Annotated in this window: 15 protein-coding genes; all 15 read left to right on the plus strand. The window is 58.7% G+C overall.

What is annotated here, in order from left to right:
• Positions 1–165 precede the first annotated feature (165 nt).
• Positions 166–1,236 carry a glycosyltransferase family 2 protein gene (locus KI811_RS18075; protein ID WP_214187868.1) on the plus strand — a complete coding sequence of 357 codons (1,071 nt, stop codon included), beginning with the start codon at positions 166–168 and terminating at the stop codon, positions 1,234–1,236.
• 67 nt (positions 1,237–1,303) lie between these two features.
• Complete coding sequence (locus KI811_RS18080; RefSeq protein WP_214187869.1) at positions 1,304–1,873, plus strand: D-sedoheptulose 7-phosphate isomerase; 570 nt, start codon at positions 1,304–1,306, stop codon at positions 1,871–1,873.
• The gene (locus tag KI811_RS18085) at positions 1,870–2,817 is read left to right on the plus strand and encodes a GSU2086 family protein (RefSeq protein ID WP_214187870.1); all 948 of its coding nucleotides are present in this window, start codon (positions 1,870–1,872) and stop codon (positions 2,815–2,817) included. Before KI811_RS18080 ends, KI811_RS18085 begins: the two co-directional genes overlap by 4 nt.
• 41 nt (positions 2,818–2,858) lie before the next feature.
• On the plus strand, positions 2,859–4,331 hold the full coding sequence (gene rfaE1, locus KI811_RS18090) for a D-glycero-beta-D-manno-heptose-7-phosphate kinase (RefSeq protein WP_214187871.1): 1,473 nt from the start codon (positions 2,859–2,861) through the stop codon (positions 4,329–4,331).
• The gene (gene gmhB / locus KI811_RS18095; protein WP_214187872.1) at positions 4,318–4,929 is read left to right on the plus strand and encodes a D-glycero-beta-D-manno-heptose 1,7-bisphosphate 7-phosphatase; all 612 of its coding nucleotides are present in this window, start codon (positions 4,318–4,320) and stop codon (positions 4,927–4,929) included. Before rfaE1 ends, gmhB begins: the two co-directional genes overlap by 14 nt.
• 75 nt (positions 4,930–5,004) lie before the next feature.
• Positions 5,005–5,913, plus strand: coding sequence for a glucose-1-phosphate thymidylyltransferase RfbA (rfbA, locus tag KI811_RS18100; protein ID WP_214187873.1), 909 nt, complete (start codon positions 5,005–5,007; stop codon positions 5,911–5,913).
• Positions 5,897–6,385 carry a dTDP-4-dehydrorhamnose 3,5-epimerase family protein gene (locus KI811_RS18105; RefSeq protein ID WP_214187874.1) on the plus strand — a complete coding sequence of 163 codons (489 nt, stop codon included), beginning with the start codon at positions 5,897–5,899 and terminating at the stop codon, positions 6,383–6,385. The genes rfbA and KI811_RS18105 overlap by 17 nt, the downstream gene beginning before the upstream one ends.
• Positions 6,386–6,491: 106 nt before the next feature.
• Positions 6,492–7,313, plus strand: a complete 822-nt coding sequence (gene mreC, locus KI811_RS18110) for a rod shape-determining protein MreC (protein WP_214187875.1) — start codon at positions 6,492–6,494, stop codon at positions 7,311–7,313.
• Complete coding sequence (mreD, locus tag KI811_RS18115) at positions 7,310–7,795, plus strand: rod shape-determining protein MreD (protein ID WP_214187876.1); 486 nt, start codon at positions 7,310–7,312, stop codon at positions 7,793–7,795. Before mreC ends, mreD begins: the two co-directional genes overlap by 4 nt.
• Complete coding sequence (gene mrdA, locus KI811_RS18120) at positions 7,792–9,723, plus strand: penicillin-binding protein 2 (protein WP_214187877.1); 1,932 nt, start codon at positions 7,792–7,794, stop codon at positions 9,721–9,723. The genes mreD and mrdA overlap by 4 nt, the downstream gene beginning before the upstream one ends.
• On the plus strand, positions 9,720–10,820 hold the full coding sequence (gene rodA, locus KI811_RS18125; RefSeq protein ID WP_214187878.1) for a rod shape-determining protein RodA: 1,101 nt from the start codon (positions 9,720–9,722) through the stop codon (positions 10,818–10,820). The genes mrdA and rodA overlap by 4 nt, the downstream gene beginning before the upstream one ends.
• 841 nt (positions 10,821–11,661) lie before the next feature.
• A complete protein-coding gene (locus KI811_RS18130; protein WP_214187879.1) occupies positions 11,662–13,131 on the plus strand; it encodes an IPT/TIG domain-containing protein in 1,470 nt (489 codons plus the stop codon).
• Positions 13,132–13,223: 92 nt separating this feature from the next.
• The gene (locus KI811_RS18135) at positions 13,224–14,726 is read left to right on the plus strand and encodes a S8 family peptidase (protein ID WP_214187880.1); all 1,503 of its coding nucleotides are present in this window, start codon (positions 13,224–13,226) and stop codon (positions 14,724–14,726) included.
• A 20-nt stretch (positions 14,727–14,746) separates the two neighbouring features.
• Positions 14,747–15,763: a peptidylprolyl isomerase gene (locus tag KI811_RS18140; RefSeq protein ID WP_214187881.1), complete on the plus strand. Its 1,017-nt coding sequence runs from the start codon at positions 14,747–14,749 to the stop codon at positions 15,761–15,763.
• Between the two features lie 77 nt (positions 15,764–15,840).
• The coding region (locus tag KI811_RS18145) for a putative Ig domain-containing protein (RefSeq protein WP_214187882.1) at positions 15,841–17,834 on the plus strand (1,994 nt) is incomplete at its 3' end.

Here is a 17,834-nt window from a genome sequence, read left to right on the forward strand (position 1 = left end):
TCTCTGCCCGCCGCCCCCCGAAAGGCGTTGCGGGCAGGCCCGTTATAAGCCGCATGGATGACGCGCCGCCAGGAAGCTTGACTTCCCGGTCCGGCAAGCCTCCATGCGGTTTCCTCGTTTTCGACCGCACTTCACGGCGTTACCCGCAGGCGTAACGATTATTCCATGACACCCTTCAGCGTCGACATACTCATCCCCGTCTGGAACAGGCCCGTTGAAACCCGCAACTGCCTGGTCACCCTCATGGAAACCACCCCCTCAGCCCGTTTCATCCTCATCGATAACGGCAGCGACCGGGAGACCGAACGGCTTCTGGAGGAGTTTTCCGACATCCTGGGGGAACGGGCGCTTTTTCTGAAAACCAGCGCCAATCAGGGATTCGTCAAGGCGGTGAACCGTGGCCTCGCTCAGGTGGAGGCTTCCTGTGCGGTCCTTATTCGAAACACAACCCTGGTGACAAAGGGGTGGCTGGAACCGATGATCGAACTGGCCGATTCCCGCCCCGAGGCGGGGATAGTCGTGCCACGCCTGGAGCTTGGGGAGGGGCATGGCCGACGGCCTAAGTCCACGGTTCCTTCCGGTACGGTCACCGAGGTGTCCCACGGTTCCTTTGCGGCCACAATGGTTCGCAGGGAGCTCGTTGAACGCCAGGGGGGCTTTGACGAAGAGCTCGACGGCGGCCTCTGGTGCCTCAAGGACTATTCCCGCCGCGCCTATAAAAACGGGTTTCTGACCTTTGCCGTCGATGGGGCCGTGGTGGCCTATGCCAATGAGGTTCCCCTCGGCTCCGTTGCCCGAAGGGAGGAGACCGTACGGCGGAGCGTCGAAACGTGCCGGGCCCGCTGGGGGCGTGAGGATGCCTTCTGTGTCTATTTCCCCAAGGATGCCGAGCCTGAAGCGGTTCATGAAAAAGTCGATGTCATGCTCCGAGGCGCCCGTATGGGGCAGAGCTTTACCCTCATTCTTCATCCGGGCCTCCACAAATCTCTCATGGAAACCGGCCACGCTTTTGTTCACCGCAATATTGACATGGTGTCTCTGCCTCGCTTCTTTGCCACGGGTGAAATCCGTAAGATCGCCGGGAAGCTTGTGGCTGCCCGTGGCGACACGGTAACGGTAGCCGGTGTCGACGGGCTCTCCATTCCCGGGGTGGAGGGGGCCAAACCCTTCGGCTGGCTCGCGGACGCAATCCGGTGTCGGCAAGAGTCGCTGTACCGCCCGGAATCCCCTGAGTGAAAGCGGGTGACACCTGCGGCCGATTCGGCTACATTTGAACAGTGATGCAGATTTCCAGGAGGATGCCATGAATGAGGAAATCACGAACCAACTCCGCTCCAGCCGGGAGGTGATGGAGGCGGTGGAACGGGAGCTGACGCCGCGAATTGCCACCTTTGCCGGGATGCTCGTTGCCGCCCTGGGAGGCGGGAAGAAGCTCCTCGTCATGGGGAATGGAGGCTCCGCCGCCGATGCCCAGCACTTTGTCGCCGAGATCGTCGGCCGCTTCAAGATGGAGCGCCGGGGGTTGCCGGCCGTGGCCCTCACCACCGACACCTCGATCCTTACCGCCATAGGCAACGATTACGGCTTCGACGCCGTTTTCCGCCGCCAGGTGGAGGCCCTGGCCGACGAAGGGGATGTGGTTGTCGGCCTCTCCACGAGCGGCTCGTCCCGGAACGTGTACGACGCCCTAGCCCTCGCCAACGACCGCGGGTGCATCACCGTGGGGCTCCTGGGGCGCGACGGCGGGACCATCAAGGAAATCGTCGATCTGGACATCACCGTTCCGAGCGGCGACACCCCCCGTATCCAAGAGGGGCACATCACCATCATCCACATCGTCTGCGATCTCGTGGAGAAGGGGTTGTTCACATGAAATACCGTCCCGTCGACCTTTCGGGGGTTTCCACCTATCCCCTTGCCGAGCGGAAGAACAAGGTGAGCATCAAGAATGACTTCGCCGGCCCGGTTTCTGCGGGGATGAGCGTTGCCGACCTTATGGGTGCTCTGCCGCGGCAACTGGGAGGAGAGGCCCTCATCGGGGTTGCCGATGCCGTGGCCGATGCCAGGGCCAAGGGAAAGCCGGTCATCCTCGCCATGGGCGCCCACGTGATCAAGTGCGGCCTGCAGCCGGTGCTGAAAAAGCTCATCGAGGCCGGCGCCATCACGGCGGTGGCCCTGAACGGCGCCGGCTCCATCCATGATTACGAACTGTCGCTCATCGGCGAGACGAGCGAGGACGTGGGAGCGGTTCTCCACTGCGGCACCTTCGGCATGGCCGAGGAGACCGGCCGTGACATCAACCGGGCCCTGAAGGAGGGAATCGCCCGGGGGCTGGGATACGGCGAGTCCGTGGGGCGTTTCATCATCGAGAACGGGAACCCCTTCCGGGAGTGGAGCCTCCTGGCCACCTGCGTAGAGCGGGATATTCCCGTCACGGTCCACGTGGCCCTCGGCACCGACATCATCCACCAGCATCCGGCAGCCGACGGCGCGGTCATCGGCGAGGCCACCTTCCGGGACTTCCGGCTTCTCACCTCCGTGGTGGCCGATCTCGGCGACGGCGGGGTCTACCTCAACGTGGGAAGCGCCGTGCTCCTCCCCGAGGTCTTTCTCAAGGCCCTCTCCATCGCCCAGAACCTGGGGCACCACGTGGATCACTTCTCCACCGCCAACTTCGACATGCAGCAGCACTACCGTCCCTTGCAGAACGTGGTGAAGCGTCCCACGTCGGGAAAGGGGCGCGGCTACACCGTAACCGGCCACCACGAGATCATGATTCCGCTTCTGGCCGCGGCGATCCTGGACCGGTTGAACTGAAACAAGGGGCGCCCCGCGGGGAGCCATTGGAGAGAGGACGCATGGAACGCAAAAACGTCGAATCGCTCTTCGCCCATGCCCGGGATATCAACGCCCTTGTCATCGGCGACCTGATGCTTGATGAGTATCTCTGGGGAAGGGCCGAGCGCATATCCCCCGAGGCCCCGGTGCAGGTGCTCGACGTGACCCGGGAGGAGGTCCGCATCGGCGGCGCCGGCAACGTGGCCAACAACCTGGTGGCCCTGGGGTGCCGCGTGAGCGTCGCCAGCGTCGTGGGAGGGGACGAGAACGGCACGATTCTCCTCCACGCCTTCTCCGGCAAGGGGGTCGACGTGTCGGGGGTCTTCGAGGATCCGCTGCGGACCACGAGCCGCAAGACCCGCGTGGTTGCGGCCAACCAGCAGATCGTCCGGATCGACCGGGAGTCCCGTGACCCCATCGGGGCCGACTACGAGGAGAAGATCGTCGGTTTTCTCCGGGAGCAGGGAGGCCGGTTCAATGTGATCCTCATCTCCGACTACCTGAAGGGAGTCCTCACCCCGACGCTACTGGCCGCGGTGATCGCCGTTGCCCGGGAGCGGAATATCCCCGTGGTGGTGGACCCCAAGGGGAACGATTACGCCAAGTACCGGGGCGCCACACTCCTCACCCCGAACCGCAAGGAGGCGGAGGCCGCGTCGGGGATCGCCATCCGCGACGCGGCGAGTCTGTGCGCGGCCGGCGAGCGGCTTCTGGAAACGGCCGACCTCACGGCGCTCGTCATCACCCGGAGCGAGGAGGGGATGTCCCTGTTCCTTCGCGATGGCGGCGTGGTTCACATCCCCACCTCCGCCCGCGAGGTGTTCGACGTGACCGGCGCCGGCGACACGGTGCTGGCAATGCTGGGACTTGCCCTTGCCTGCGGGGCGGGATTCGCCGATGCGGCCCGGCTCGCCAACGTGGCGGCGGGGATAGCGGTGGGCAAGGTGGGAACCTCCACCGTGTCGCCCGCCGAGATCGTCACCTCCATGGGGTTCCAGCACTCTGACAGCGATGCCAAGATCAAGAACCTGGACGTCCTGGCAGGGATCATCGAGACGGAAAAGGGGAGGGGGAAGAAGATCGTCTTCACCAACGGCTGCTTCGACCTCCTCCACGTGGGACACGTAAAGTATCTCCAGAAAGCGAAAAGCTATGGCGACGTTCTGGTGCTGGGGCTCAACAGCGATGCCTCGGTCCGCCGGCTCAAGGGGGAGAAGCGTCCCCTCATCGACGAGGCCGAGCGGGCCCACATCCTGGCGGCCCTCGACTGCATCGACTACGTGGTGATTTTCGACGAGGACACCCCGCTGCGCCTCATCGAAACCTTGAAGCCGGCGGTACTCGTCAAAGGGGGAGACTATACGCCGGAAGGGGTCGTGGGGAAGGATGTGGTGGAGTCCTACGGCGGCCGGGTCGAGCTCGTGACCTTCGTGGATGGCCGCTCCACCACGAACATCATCGATAAGATCTTGAGGGCCTATGGCGAGGAGTGAGGAGGGAAGGGCGGCGGTCTTTCTTGACCGGGACGGCACCATCAACGTGGAGAAGGAGTACCTTCACCGGGTCGAGGAGTTCGAGTTCGTCCCCGGGGCGCCGGAAGCGATCCGGCTGTTGAAAGAGGCCGGGTTTCTGGTGGTGGTGGTGACCAACCAGTCTGGCGTGGCCCGCGGCTACTACGACGAGGCTGCGGTCCACCGTCTCCATCGCTTCGTGGACAATGAGCTGGCAACGGCCGGCGCCTCCATTGACGCCTACTACCTCTGTCCCCACCACCCCCGCCACGGCATCGGGCCGTACCTCACCGAATGCGCCTGCCGCAAGCCCCTTCCCGGCATGCTCCTCGCCGCAGCGCAGGACCTGGGCATAGACCTTGCCCGTTCCTGGATCGTCGGCGACAAGGCGGCCGATGTGGAAGCCGGTATCGCCGCCGGCTGCCGCCCCCTTCTGGTCAGGACCGGCTACGGTGTCGCCGAGGCCGGCCTTGTCTCTCCCGACGTGACGGTCTGCGACGACCTCCTTGCCGCGGCCCGGGTGATTCTGGCAAGAACGCAGGGAGGACGGACGGCCACAGGAGGGGGAGTTACGGTTTGACGCTCTTTTCCCTGCTGTGCTATAACCGCTTGTCAGAAGGACCATTTTGAGTCAATCCCCGGTATGGAGTTCGTGATGGCCATCAAGAAGGGTATCATCCTCGCCGGCGGCGCCGGCAGCCGCCTGTATCCCCTTACCCTCGTTGCCAGCAAGCAGTTGCAGCCGGTCTACGACAAGCCGATGATCTACTATCCCCTGGCCACCCTCATGATGGCCGGGATAAGTGACATTCTCATCATCTCCACCCCCCACGATACCCCCCGCTTCCAGGCGCTCCTCGGCGACGGTTCCCGCTGGGGGATCCGGCTCACCTACAAGGTGCAGCCCGAACCCAAGGGAATCGCCCAGGCATTTCTGGTGGGTGAGGAGTTCATTGCCGGCGATCCGGTCTGCCTCATCCTCGGCGATAACATCTTCTACGGCAAGATGGGACTCGACCGAGCCGTCCGTGATTTTGCCGGAGGCGCTCTCATCTTCGGCTACTACGTGAACGACCCCGAACGGTACGGTGTGGTGGAGTTTGACGGTGCCGGCAAGGCCATCGGCATCGAGGAGAAGCCGGCGGCACCCCGGAGCAACTACGCCGTGCCGGGGCTCTACCTCTACGACGGGAAGGTTTCGGAGATTGCCCGCAATCTTACCCCTTCCGCCCGGGGAGAGCTGGAGATCACCGACGTGAACCTGGAGTACCTGCGGCGGGGCGAACTCATGGTGGAAAAGCTCGGCCGGGGAATCGCCTGGCTCGACACCGGCACCCACCAGAGCCTCCTGGAGGCATCCCACTTCATCGGCACCCTGGAGGCCCGGCAGGGGCTCAAGATCGCCTGCCTCGAAGAGATAGCCCTGAGGATGGGGTATATCGACTGCCGCAAGATGACGGAGGTGATTGCCGCCACTCCAAACTCCTCGTACCGGGAATACCTGGTGCGGGTCCATAACGAAACTGACCTGTGCGGAGGGTACGGCGATGCAAAACTTTCCTGAGTTCAAGAAAGGGAAGATTCACGACGTAGTGGTGCGCCCCTTGACGAAATTCCTCGACGAGCGGGGGTGGCTCGCCGAACTGTTCCGCAGCGATGAAACCGATGCTGCCACCATGCCGGTCATGGCCTATCTCTCCATGACACAGCCGGGGGTAGCCCGGGGACCCCACGAGCACGTGGACCAGACCGACTGGTTCTGCTTTATCGGCCCCTCCAACTTCAAGGTCTATCTCTGGGATGTCCGGCCCACCTCTGTCACTTTCGGGGTCAAGCAGACCATCTACGCCGGCATTGATGCCCCCCTTGCCATGATTGTCCCTCCCGGCGTGGTCCATGCCTACAAGAACATCGGCGGAGAGAACGGTATCGTTTTCAACGCACCGAACCGCCTCTATGCCGGCGAAGGGAAGAAATCGCCGGTGGACGAGATCCGGCACGAAGAAGTGGAGGGGGCTCCCTTTACGCTCGATTGATTCAAGATGCCACAGCCGTTGCCCTTGATCGGCGATATGCCGATCCACCCTTGAATTTTTCGGCCGAACGCACCGTTTGCGGTTCCCGAGGCCAGAACATCGCTCCATGCTCGAACTGATCAGGAAATACCGGTTCCACCTGCTGACCGGCGCGGCCCTGCTGGCGGCCCTTGCCTTCTATTCCCTCAGTCTGCGGGATCGGGAGCACGCAAGCGGCTTTGAACGCATGGTCATCGATCTCTTTGCGCCGGTTCACAATGTCGGTGCCGGGGTTAGCGGGTTTTTTTCCGGCGTCTGGAATGACTACATCGACCTGGTTGACGTCCGGGCAGAGAACAAGCAGCTGCGCGAGTCGGTGAAGACCCTCAACTCCCGCCTGATCGAGAACCGGGAGGCAATCCACGAGAATGTGCGCTTGAGGCAGCTTCTGGACCTGAAGGCGATCCAGCGGGCGCCGTCGGTGGCCGCCATGGTGATCGGTGAAGACAGCTCCCCCTGGTTCAAGACCCTGGTCATCAACCGGGGGGCGGTGGACGGTCTCCAGGAAGGGATGCCGGTGGTGGCAGCCAACGGCGTGGTGGGCCAGGTGATCAAGGTGGCGGCGGGGAGTTCCCGCGTGTTGCTCCTCACCGACACTGCCAGCGGCATAGCCTCGGTGGTCCAGCGTTCCCGGGCCAGGGGAGTGATCAAGGGGAAGGGGGGCGGTCTCTGTTCCCTCGAATTCTCCCTCCGGGAGGAAGATGTGAAGGTCGGCGACATGGTTGTGACCTCCGGCATCGGGGGCATCTTCCCCAAAGGGCTCGTCATCGGCGAAGTGACCATGGTGAGGAAGGGAGAATACGGCATCTTCCAGACCATCAGCGTTCGTCCGGCCGTGAATATGGCAAGGCTTGAGGAAGTTCTCGTTCTCTTGCAGAAGGCGCCATGATCAAGGTTCTCTGGTACGCTATCCTCGTCTTCGCGGCGCTCGTCATGCAGGTAACCCTCTTTCCTGCGCATATTGCCGATCCCTTCAAGCCCAACCTCCTGATTATTTTTGTGGTCTACATGGGGCTGCGGGAGGGGGTCGCCTGGGGGGCGCTCGCCTACGTTCTCGGCCTCGTCCATGACAGTTTCAGCGGTCTCTATCTGGGACTGAACGGTTTTTCCTATCTGATTATCTTTCTGGGGCTCACCATGGTGGCCGACCGCCTCTTCACCGACCGGCGCTCGCTCATGATCCTCGGAGTCTTTTCCTCAACCATCGTCAATGGCTTACTGAACCTGCTTCTGCTGTTTCTCTTCTCCTCGGCCCAGGGGATTTACGCAACTCTCCTCGAAAGCCTCGTCCCCCAGGCCCTTGTCAATGCCCTGGTTGCCTCCGTTATCTTCACCTTTCCACACCTTGCGCGGATAGGGGAGGCCCGATGAACGGGAAGGCCTACATCCGGCAGCCCAATGATCCCCGGAAGCAAAAGCAGATAATCATTCTGTCGTGCTTTGTGGCCGCACTCTTCTTTCTGCTCCTGACCCGACTCTGGTATCTCCAGATTGTCAAGGCCGAGGATTTCCAGAACAAGTCCGAAAGCAACCGGCTCCGCCTTGTTCCGGTGGCGGCGTCCCGGGGAACCATCTTTGATCGCAACGGCACGGTGCTTGTCAGCAATCGCCCCTCGTTCAGCGTTGCCGTTATCCCCCAGGAGGTGAAGGACAGGGATGCCCTCCTGAACCAGCTTTCCGCATATCTCGACATCGACCGGGCCGAGCTCCTGGAGAAGTGGGAAAAGGGGAAGGGGCGGGCCCGGTACCATCCTATCGTCCTCGCTTCAGGTATTACCCGGGACCAGCTTGAGCTGCTGGAGGAGAAACGCCTCTGGCTTCCGGGGCTTGAGATCGAGATCAAGCCGGTGCGCCAGTACGAAGCGGGAGTGCTCGCTTCACACCTCCTTGGTTATCTCGGCGAGGTGTCTGATGATGAGCTGAAGTCCGAGGCCCATGCCGGCTATAATTCGGGCGATTACATTGGAAAGAGCGGTATTGAACGGAGCTGGGAGCGGGTTCTCCACGGCAAGGATGGCGGCCGGCAGATCGAGGTGGATGCCCGGGGCCGAATCCTGCGGACTCTCTCCGAGACTCCCCCCACGGTCGGTTCGAGCCTCGTTCTGACCATCGACGCGGAACTCCAGAAAAGGACTGAGCAGAGTTTCGGCGAGCAGGCGGGCGCAGCCGTGGTGATGGATGTCAATACCGGGGATATTCTTGCCTTTGCCAGTAATCCCGATTTCGATCCTGCTCTCTTTACCGACCGGATGCCCCCCGAGAAGTGGAAAGAGTACCTGGAGGACAAACGCCATCCCTTGGAAAATAAGGCCCTCAAGGGGCAGTATCCTCCCGGCTCCACCTTCAAGATCATTACCGCCCTTGCGGGACTTGAGGAAGGGCTCATTGACGAGAAAACCTCGGTCGTCTGTAGAGGCACCTACACCCTTGGCGCGAGCAAGTTCGGCTGCTGGGAGCGAAAAGGTCACGGTACGGTGAATCTGAGGCGTGCCCTCAAGGAGTCGTGCGATGTCTATTTTTACCAGTTGGGTGAAAGGCTCGGCATCGACAAGATCGCGGCCTATGCCCGGGCGCTCGGTATAGGTTCCCCCATGGGGGTCGGGCTGGACAATGAGAAGGGGGGGCTTATCCCCACGTCGGAGTGGAAGGAGAAACGCCACAAGAAGAAATGGCTTCAGGGGGATACGCTTCCCGCCGCCATTGGCCAGGGCTATGTTCTCATGACGCCTATCCAGCTTGCGTCCATGATCGCTACCGTCGCCACCGACGGTGTTGTCTACCGTCCCCACCTTGTCAAGCGCATCATCGACCAGGACGGCAGGGCCCTCCAGGAGTTCAAGCCGGAGGTCATTGCCAGGCCACGAATCAGTGCAAGGAGTTTCAGACTGGTGAAAGAGGGGCTTTCCGCCGTCGTCAACGATCCCGGGGGGACCGGTGCAAGGGCGCGGCTCTACCAGGTGCAGGTGGCGGGTAAGACCGGCACGTCCCAGGTGGTGAAACTCCGCGACAACAAAGGGGGGATCCCCTATCAATACCGGGACCATGCCCTCTTCGTCGCCTTTGCCCCGTACGACAAACCCGAAGTGGCGGTGGCCGTGGTGATTGAGCATGGCGAGCACGGCGGCTCCGCAGCGGCTCCCATAGCGGGTAACATCCTTCGGGCCTATTTCGAGGGAAAGGGAACAATCAGGAGGCCCGTCAGGAAAGATGCTCCCAGCGAGACGGGAGAGCAGGCAGGACAGGAACCACCGGCATCCGCGCAAGGCGGCAGTGTGTCGCAAGGACAGCAAGAGCAATGATCGATCGCAGACTTTTTACCAATTTCGACTGGACTCTCCTGGTGCTTGTGTTCCTCATCAGCGCCATGGGCATAGTCAATATCTACAGTGCCTCCGCTTCCTATACCCTCGTGGGGGCACCCTATTACCTCAAGCAGTTCTACTGGATCGTTGCCGGCATGTTTCTGGTGATGCTTGCCTGCAGTGTTGACTACCATCTGTTGGAGGACATTGCCTACTGGTTTTACGGGGTACTCTGCGTTGTGCTGGTTGCCGTCCTGCTGATGGGAAAGACTTCCATGGGGGCCACTCGCTGGCTTCACCTCGGATTTTTCAGCATCCAACCCTCCGAGCCGATGAAGGTGGTCATGATTATGACCCTCGCACGGTTCCTTTCACGGTACCCGGTCGTCGACGGGTTAACCGTGCGGGATCTCGTCTATCCCCTGTTGTTTGTGGGGGGGCCGGCAATCCTTATTATGAAGCAGCCCGACCTGGGCACTGCCATTGTCATAATTCTCATTGCCTGTTCCATGATTGCCTATGCAGGAGTCCGCGTGGCAACCCTCATCGCCTGCCTTGCGGCAACCGTGCCCGCGATTTACCTGGGATGGCACTATTACCTGCGTGATTACCAGAAAAACAGGATTCTCAACTTCCTCAACCCGGAACGCGATCCGCTCGGATCGGGCTACCATATCATCCAGAGCAAGATCGCAGTCGGTTCAGGGGGGATATTCGGCAAGGGGTTTACCCACGGGACCCAGACCCAGCTCCGTTTTCTCCCCGAACAGCACACCGATTTCGCATTCTCGGTTTTTGGCGAGGAGTGGGGGTTCATCGGGTGTCTGACGCTGCTGCTCCTCTACCTGTTCCTCATATTCTGGGGACTCCACATTGCCGGCAGGTGTAACGACCGATTCGGCAGCCTTATGGCCGTCGGGGTGACGGCCATGCTCTTCTGGCATACTATCATCAATATCGGCATGGTAATCGGGGTCTTCCCGGTTGTCGGTGTTCCCCTCCCGCTTTTCTCCTATGGCGGCACCTCTATGATCACCTCCATGATTGGTGTGGGAGTGCTGCTCAACATCAGCATGCGCAGGTTCATGTTCTAGTACTCCTCCCGATAGACAGCCCCGCAAGCCCCCGTGAAGGCATCTCCCAAGACCGCCGGGAACGGCGCTTTGATCAGTTTTCTGTTTGGGTCCGAAGGTTGCAATTTACTTGGTTGTCTGTTGAAAAGACTGCTGCCAGTGGACCCCTCGGATATGGGAAAAGCGCATGATTACAAAGATTTTTTTGAGTAGTCTCCAGTTCTTTTGTGTGGTGCTCCGGCGAAAGGGTAAGCTATTTCGCCGGATGTCCGGTTATTTGACGGTGGGTTAACGAGTGTTGCGTGGGTGGGAGCGTTATCGTAATGAGTGCATTATGGGAAAATGGCGAAATTTTGCCCTGTTACGAATGCGGTCCACATTGCTGTGTCAAAATGCCAACTTGAAGGGCAATAAAATTTATTTGCTAATTGTGGTGGTGTCTATAGAATGCAGTATACAATCTGCCTTGACAAACCATTTCTGCACGTTACAGTAACCTACTTGGTTAGTTGATGCTAACCATATGGGCCCCCTTTGGGCTCGACGTCGCTATTCCTTGCTTGGATGACTTTCTATTTATGAAAGTATTGCTTCAGGATGGCGAGCAATTCAGGTGCGGAATAAAAGCGATTTTGATGAAAAACAGGGAATGCTTCGTTGGATTTGCGCGATGTTTTTTGACTTCTGGCTGAAATGAGGAGGCGCCACTTCCATTCCCGGTTCATGAAATGTGATGGTTGATTTGTTGGCAGGGTTTTCACAATCTTAGCGCGAAGGAGGTGATGACAGGAGGTCTTTTGATTCAACTGTTGTCGTAAATGAAAATTATCTACAGTAAATTACGCGAAAGGAGCAGAAAGGAATGAAAAAGAAGCTATTGATAAGCACAGGGCTCGCAGTAACGGCAATTCTGGGTTTTGCCGCTGTCAACTGGGCTGTGGTACCCCCGCCGCCGGCTAACCAGAATGGAGGTATCTACGATACGACGTTTTCGGCGTTGACCCGTGCTGACTGTCTGCAGGCTGCTCCGTGTCACGTGAGCGACACGGTCGTTGTTCCGCGCCACCACAACCTGACACTGCCGCCGCGGCAGTTGAGCTGCTACGGCGACCCGACCGCCAACCCGGTTACCGGCTGCCACCAGCTGATCCCCGATGGCGCGGGCGGATTCACTTTTGCTGATTTCCGGGATTGCCTCCGCTGCCACTCCAAGACTCCGCACCATATCACGACCCAAGCGCAGCAGCAGGACTGCAAGTTCTGCCACGGCAGCTTCATTGACAATCCGCTGGATGGCCATACCATCCCGACCTATGCTAAGTCTTCGGTAACCCCTGAGACCAAGTGGCGCGGCAACAACCCGTCGGTACCGAATAACTATGGTGGTTGCGCGGCTTGCCACCAGGCTGCTGCAGCTTCCCCCACCGTCGGACCGAAAGACATCAAGAGCAATGCCGATAACCACCACGGGACCGGCCTTGGCGCTCCGACTTCTGTGACCGGCCAGCCGATCCAGGTCGGCGACTGCACCTGGTGCCACGGTGGTGCGCCGGGTGATGTCAACTTCCTTGACATCCGGACCTGCGAGCGTTGCCACGGCGTCAAGTCGCTCCACAACATCGAGAACCCCTCCGGTGCCGGGCCTAACGGTTCCACGCTCGGAACCAACGTCGTGCCGGGCGCCATGCCGCTTGGTTATGGCCATATCGGCGCCGACTTCGATTGCTGGGGCTGCCACGGTACGTTCAAGAAGTATGCAACCGATCCGTCTCCGGCCGGTGCGGTTGTACCGTTCGTATCCGACCTGAGCACCAGGGCCCTCATCGCCAACCAGGCAAACGCCCTCACCATCACTGGTGGTAGCTTCACCAACCAGAGCAACGGCGTTGACTTCACTTCGTCCGTCACTCTTACCAATGGTTCGGTCACGGTTACTGTCCAGCCGACCTCCATTACCGTGAGCGAGATTCAGGTTAACATCCCGGCTCTTCCGGTCGGTACCTACAACCTGCTCGTAGTCAAGGGCGACAAGCAGAGCAACCTGACACGCGTTGCCGTACTTCCGAACCTTGCCATCAAGTCGGCTTCGATCAGCGGCGGCACGGTTACCATTACGGGTAGCGGCTTCGGCGATGCTCCGGCTACCGACGTGAAGACCGGCCTTGGTGTATTCGCCGCGGACGGCAGCCAGTGCACCGTTTCGTACTGGAGCGATACTAAGCTTGTCGTTTCAAGCACTGCTCTCAAGGCAGGCAGCACTGTAACCGTGAAAACCCTTTACGGACCTACCAGCGCCCTCGTCACCGGCGGTGCCAAGAAGGTCAAGCGGTAATTTTTGACCATCCGGGATAGGGGAGGGAGATTCTCCCCTATCCCGCTTTTTCTCTGTTTATTGGCTGCACCCTATCGATTATGAGGTACTCCATGAACACAATGCGCACCCTTCTTGTCGCTGTTATGGGGGCGATGCTTTTCTTGCCGATTAATTCGTTTGCCGCCACGAAGAAGGTTATCATCGGGTTCAATCGCACACCGGCAAACCACGAACATAATCTGGTATACGGAGCTAGAGGCCGAATCCATCGGACTCACCGGCATATCCGCGCCATTTCCGCAGAGCTCCCCGAAGAGGAGATTGCGCGTCTGAAGCAGGATTCCTCGGTTGCCTATGTCGTTGACAATATTAAATTCACTCTGATCCGACCGGTAGAACCGCTCAGTGCCCCGTCACCCGAATATGTTGATTCGTGGGGCGTCCTGCGGATCGGCTCGAACGTTGCCGCCTCGCGTGGATACAAGGGGGCGGGAATCAAGGTCGCCATTGTTGACTCCGGAATTGACTACAACCATCCCGACCTCAAGGACAACTATCGGGGTGGATATGATTTTGTAAACAATACAACAGACCCCATTGACGACGACTTTCAGAGTCATGGAACCCACGTGGCAGGGATTATAGCGGCCCGCGACAACGGCACCGGTGTTGTCGGCGTAGCACCGGAAGCGTCCCTCTATGCGGTCAAAGTCTTCAGTGCAACCGCTGGTGGGGACATGGATACTGTTGTTGCCGGGATCGAGTGGGCCATTGACAACAAGATGGATGTGATCAATCTCAGCATCGGGTACTCCGGCGATATCTATTCCGTCTATCCCGACATTTTCAAGCCTCTCAAGGATGTCTGTGACCGGGCCTACCAGGCAGGCATAGTTCTGGTTGCCGCTGCAGGAAACGACAACCGGGAAATAGTTTCCGTTCCGGCCGCGTTTGATTCCGTTATCGCCGTTGCGGCCACTGACCAGAATGACCAGCGTGCCGTCTTTACCACTGTTGCGGCTTCCAGTTACGGCGCTAAGGTAGAGTTGGCCGCACCGGGGACCTTTGTCAAGTCGACGGTCAGCGGTGGTGGATACGCGTTTCTGAGCGGCACTTCCCAGGCTTCACCCCATGTTGCCGGCGCGGCTGCGGTGATTCTCTCCAGCGGCATTGCCGACGCAAACGGAAACGGCAGTCGCGCCGACGAGGTAAGGGCGAGGTTGGACACAACTGCCAAGGATTTGGGGGATCCAGGTCGTGACAAGTACTTCGGCTGGGGATTGGTTGATCTCTCGGCTGCTACCGACCAGGCCACCAGGATACATATCGAGAAGAAAAAAGGCATGCCGAAATTCAGCACACAATCCGTTAGCCTCGGCAAGGGGAGCTATTCGTTCCAGGTCAGGAACAACGGATTGGAGCGTTTGGCGGTAAAGACTGCCGTTGGTAGCGACAAGGAATTCGAGCGTGTATTCGCCACCGGCTTCACTTCTCCCGTTGAGGAACTGAATATCGGCGTGGCTCTCGATAATCCCCAAACGACGCTTGTCTTTACTCCGTACGGTGACATTGGGTCATCGGCCGACATCACCATCACGAAACTCGCCCAGTAACGGGTACGTATAGAGAGAAAATGAGATTTAAGAGTTCGATTGCATATGGTTTATTCCTTTTGGGGTTGATGCTCGCATTTCAGCTGCTCCAGACGTCTGTCTCTGCGGATGAGGTGAAAGAACCCAGGAAAGTCGTCGCTCGGGTCAACGGAGTCCCGATCTACGAGGATGCTTTGGAATCGCACCTTGCCGCTTTGGCGAACAAGGGAAGAGCTTCCGGATTCGTGCGTAACCCGGCGAAGATGGATGACTATCAAAAGAAAAAAGCGCTCTATTCTCTCATCGATGCAGAACTGCTTCGCCAGGCAAGTAGTACGCAGCACGTTAGCGACCTGGACGCCAAGGTGAGCAAACGACTTCAGGAAGTTAAAGGGAAGTTTCCCAACGAAGAGGCGTTTCTCAATAATCTCCGGGCCAGGGGCAAGACCCTCGACATCTTCATGGCTGAACTTAGGGATGGGGTCCGCTACGACGAATATCTTACGAGCCAAAAGATCATTGGCGTTCCGGTTCCTGATGACGAAATCCAGGGGTTCTACCGCAATAATCCGAAGAGTTTTAGTATTCCGGAGCAGATCAAGGTCAGGCATATCCTGATCGAACCGGATGGCAGCACCGCGGATGCTGTCGCAAAGGCCGAGAAAAAGGCCGGTGAAATTCGAAGCCGCGTTATCAAGGATAAGGACTTTGCCGGTGTCGCCAAGGAGGTGTCGGCATGCGCTACCTCTTCGTCCGGTGGGGATCTGGGCTATATTTCGCGAGGATCCATGCCCCCTGAGTTCGACAAAGTTGCCTTTTCTCTCAAAATTAATGACGTGAGCGAACCGGTCAGGACAAAGTTCGGTTTCCACATCATAGAAGTTCTGGACAAAAAGCCGATGACGGTACGGCCGCTCGCGGAAGTGAGAGAGTTCATTTCCCGCTACCTGCAACGTTTCGACGACGAAAAACGTTTGAATGCACACACGCTGGAATTGCGGAAGAAAGCAACCATTGAGGTACTGCTCGAAGAAGGTGTAGATAACGCAACTCGCTGAAAAGTAGATCGTCTATAGTCGCATGGCTGTTCAGACATTATTAGTTTGAGGATTTGAAAGGAAGAAGGTACTCGGTTATGGACTTTGCGCGGAAAATCAAATGGGTTTTCGTGGCACTCTGTCTCCTTCTGGTCGCGGCGTTCACTCCTTCAGCCTATGCTGGAGACTGGACCCTTACCAGCGGGAATTCAACAGTAACGCTCGATGACTCCTCAGTGCCGGACACTACGGTACCCAGCGGTTACACGAGCCCCGGTGTTTACTCTTGGACGGTCGATAACACGCAACAAATAAGCCAGCAAGCTTTCTACTACCGGATCGGGACGACCTCGCCCGAGTTGCGGGTGAGCGGCGCCGCTTACGATTCGTTCACTGTCTCTGCCATAAGCCAGACAGCTTCATCGGTAACGCTGCTCTTCACCGAAAATTCTGGCAATTTTACGGCGTCTATCAAGTATGAACTCGTTGGCGGTGCAAGCGGCAGCGGCCGCTCCACCCTTCGCAAGACGGTTACTATCACGAACCAGAAGTCTACTCCCTTGGATTTTCACTTCTTCAGTTATTCCGATTACGACCTCAAGTCCGGCCGCAATCTTTATGAAAATGCGGCAATTGCCGGAGGTAAGGCATACCAGTCCAATTTTGCCACGGCGAGCGATACCATTGGAGCAGGAACAACCCTTGTTGAAAGTGCATCGACTCCTCCGAGCCGGTATGGCGTCGATACGTCACAGTTTGCGGATTTGGCCAATGGCAGTACGCCGTATAACCTGGATAATTATACCGGGCCCTATATCCTCAACGGGGGATTTGATAATGGTGACAAGCAGTTCGCTCTCCAGTGGGATCTGACCGTCAATCCAGGAACACCGGTTACATTTACGATTACGGACGAGTTCTATCCCACCAAGGCCCTCTATCTCTCAAAAACCACCACGCCCAGTACCTGTGTAAACTATGGTCAAACCTTCACGAACACCTATACGTTTGACAACACGAGGAACCCCCTCACCCCTGCCGATAACGTCTTCATCAGCGAGAACCTAGCCCGCGACATCTCGCTCTCATTAGCAACCAACGGCGGGGCTTACAATGCGACAACCGGCTCCGTCGATTGGAAGCTTCCCCAGATGGCAGCCGGTGCGGTGCAGCAGACGGTTCAGGGGACCTATTATGTCAACTCCCTCGCTGATTTCACAATGGTATCCCAGATTGTCAGCGACGAGACATTCCCCACGAGCGTAAGTGCCAAGTTGCCTCTTTGTGTTCATCCTCCCGGAATTACGTCTTTTCCGGTCAAGAACGGCACCGAAGGCCAGGCATATAGTTATCAGGTGACAGCCGTCGTCGATGCCGGGACCAAGCTGAACTATTCCCTCGACGTTGCCCCTGCCGGGATGACTATCAATCCGACAAGCGGCCTGATCACCTGGACTCCTACATCTGCCCAAACCGGCAATAACACGGTAACTGTCCGGGTGAGCGTTGATGGTGTCCCATCACTATATTCCACCCAGACCTATACGCTCTTCATTTCCTATGTAAACGTTGCGCCGTCCATCATCTCTTCTCCGGTGACGAGTGCTTACGTCGGGGTTTCCTATCCTTACGCCGTGGTCGCAAGCGATCCGAACAGTAGCCAGGGCGACAAGCTCACTTTTGGGTTGCCGACCGCTCCGAGCGGGATGGTCATCAATTCGGCCACCGGTGTTATTTCCTGGACGCCGACTGCTGCGCAGGTGGGCTCCCAGAATGTTGTCGTTCAAGTTACAGATAACGGTTATCTCTTCGCCCAACAAAGCTTCACGGTAACCGTCAGCGCGACAACCAAGCAAACCCCTGTGATCACGTGGAACAACCCTGCTGCGATCACCTACGGGACCGCCCTTAATGCTACGCAACTGAACGCCACGGCCAACGTAGCGGGTACCTTCGCCTACACCCCGTCCTCCGGTACCGTCCTTAACGCCGGAACGCAGACCCTGTCGGTCACGTTCACCCCGACTGACACCGCCACCTACACCACGGCCACCAAGAGCGTAACCCTCACGGTGAACAAAGCCACTCCGAC

The organism is Geobacter hydrogenophilus, assembly GCF_018501225.1.
Taxonomy (GTDB): domain Bacteria; phylum Desulfobacterota; class Desulfuromonadia; order Geobacterales; family Geobacteraceae; genus Geobacter; species Geobacter hydrogenophilus.